Here is a 1,366-nt window from a genome sequence, read left to right on the forward strand (position 1 = left end):
GGCGGCCAGCTGGACGGCCTGGCTGCGCACCTGCTGCAGCAGGTCCCACACGCGGGCGACGACCAGCGCGACCAGCAGCATCGAACCGGTCGCCAGCCACGCGGTGGGCGCCTCGCGACCGGCCAGGGCCAGCCCCACCAGCACCGCCGAGGGCAGCACGGCCGCCACGGCCAGCAGCACCAGGCGCGGCACGGTCAGACCGCCGCCCTCGAGGGGCTTCTTCTCCGCCAGCTCGGGCGCGGAGGCGCTGCACGCGGCCAGGGCGTAGAGCACGTAGAACGACTGCCACAGCAGGTTCATCCACGCGGGGGTGGTGTCGCCGCCCTCGACGAGCTGCAGGACGTTCATGCCGACGTCGGCGGCGAGGGTGGCGGCGGTGCCGCCGGCCAGCAGCCAGAACGCGCGGGTGCGCGCGCCGGGGCCGGTGACCATGCGGGCGAGCAGGAACACCCACAGCACGTCCGCCACGGGGTACGCGGTGCTGAGGACCCGCACGAGGGTGCTCTGCGTGCCGTCGCTGGCGATGGGCAGCACGACGAAGACGCCGAAGAGGGTGGCGGCGCTGAGGGTGACGATGCTCGCGTCGAGCAGGCTGCCGAGGTGGCCGCTGCCGCCGCGCTGCCGGTTCAGGCCGAGCAACCCGATCGTGACCGGCACGTACGCCAGCAGGTACAGGGCGTCGACCGGTGTGGGCCACGACTCGTTGCCCGCCAGGTCCAGCGCCGCGAAGAGCACCTCGCCCACCAGGTACGCGACCTGCGCCAGCAGCAGCCAGCGCCACGGCCGGCGCTGCAGGGGCGGGACGCGCCGCACCGCCACGGCCGTGAGTGCGACGGCGCCGGCCACGGGCAGCAGGTAGGCGGCCGTGGCCGTGGACGTGGTCCCGCCGGCGAGCACGGTGGCGACCAGCGAGAGCGGCAGGGTCGCCACCACGGCCGCGGCGGCCAGCGCCAGCCCCCGGGGCACCGACCCGCTCACGCGCGCCTCCCCGTGCCACCCGGCGCGGTGCCGGTGCGCGAGGGCTCCGCGGTCGCCGGGTCGAGGGGGTCGCCGTCGTGGACCAGCCGGTCGCGCCCGCCGGTCTTGGCGGCGTACAGGGAGCGGTCGGCGCGGCGCAGCAGGGCGGCGGGCTCCTCGGTGCCGTCCCAACGGGCGGTGCCGACCGAGCAGGTCTGCCCGTCGGGGACGACGGCGCGCAGCCGGTCGGCGCGGACCAGGGCGCCGGCGGTGCCGCCGGAGCCGGTGCAGGGCAGGAGGGCGGCGAACTCCTCCCCGCCCCAGCGGGCGAGGAAGCCGTCCTCGCCCAGGGAGTCGCTCCAGGCGGCGGTGGCGGCCTTGAGCAGCTCGTCGCCGGCCTGGTGCCCGC

Annotated in this window: 2 protein-coding genes; both read right to left on the bottom strand. The window is 77.1% G+C overall.

Annotated features, from left to right (window positions below):
* Positions 1 to 978 (bottom strand): hypothetical protein (locus MN205_RS00020; protein ID WP_242123063.1); only part of this gene is annotated, 978 nt, incomplete at its 3' end.
* Positions 975 to 1,366: GGDEF domain-containing protein (locus MN205_RS00025; protein WP_242123065.1), on the bottom strand; the 392-nt coding region annotated here is incomplete at its 5' end. The genes MN205_RS00020 and MN205_RS00025, both read right to left, overlap by 4 nt.

The organism is Kineococcus sp. TRM81007 (genome assembly GCF_022669155.1).
Classification (GTDB): domain Bacteria; phylum Actinomycetota; class Actinomycetes; order Actinomycetales; family Kineococcaceae; genus Kineococcus.